Here is a 660-nt window from a genome sequence, read left to right on the forward strand (position 1 = left end):
ATGGCGCGGTCGTTGCGGAAACCGGGGTTCCCGCGCAGGCAGTGCAGGGTTTGCGCGACAAGGGCCATAAGGTCATCGCCGCCAAAGCGCCCCATGGTGGCGCGCAGGCCATCTGGATTGACTGGGAACACGGCACCCTGACCGGCGGCTCCGACCCGCGCAAGGATGGCTCCGCACTGGGCTACTGACGCGCCTGTTCGTGGGTTATCCCGCGCTGCGGAACGGTAATGGCGGGCTATGGTTCTAGCATCCGTATACCGTGCAAAGCCTTGTGCGGCCACAAAGCCGCGCCATTGGCGGGCCACCCTGGGGGCGGCATTCCGGTCCAGCCCGTCATATGGCCATCTGTGGTCGGGGGGCTGATCTGCCTGAAAAGCATAATGAATGTTGTTGTCAGTCCTGTAAAACACACCGCGATCGCTCCGACCGGGAATTGCGGCTGCAGGGTCATGTTTTGTGACGTTTCTGTCTTGCGTGTGAGTGAGTGTGTTGTGTGTCATGGAACTGTCACATGGCTTGTTTATGGATTGCGGGAACTGAAGGGATGTTGCCATGAAGCCGCATACGCTATCTGCCTTTGACCGTGATCTGGAAGCGATCCGTCTGAATGTCCTGACGATGGGCGGTCAGGTGGAGGATGCGATATTGAATGCCTCGCGG

At 59.7% G+C, this 660-nt stretch carries 1 pseudogene; it reads left to right on the forward strand.

Annotated elements, in window-relative coordinates:
- Positions 1-188, forward strand: a pseudogene (locus tag PUT78_RS23695) (gamma-glutamyltransferase); the annotation flags it as partial.
- Positions 189-660: the final 472 nt, after the last annotated feature.

Origin of the sequence: Roseinatronobacter alkalisoli, assembly GCF_028745735.1 — a bacterium.
Taxonomy (GTDB): domain Bacteria; phylum Pseudomonadota; class Alphaproteobacteria; order Rhodobacterales; family Rhodobacteraceae; genus Roseinatronobacter; species Roseinatronobacter alkalisoli.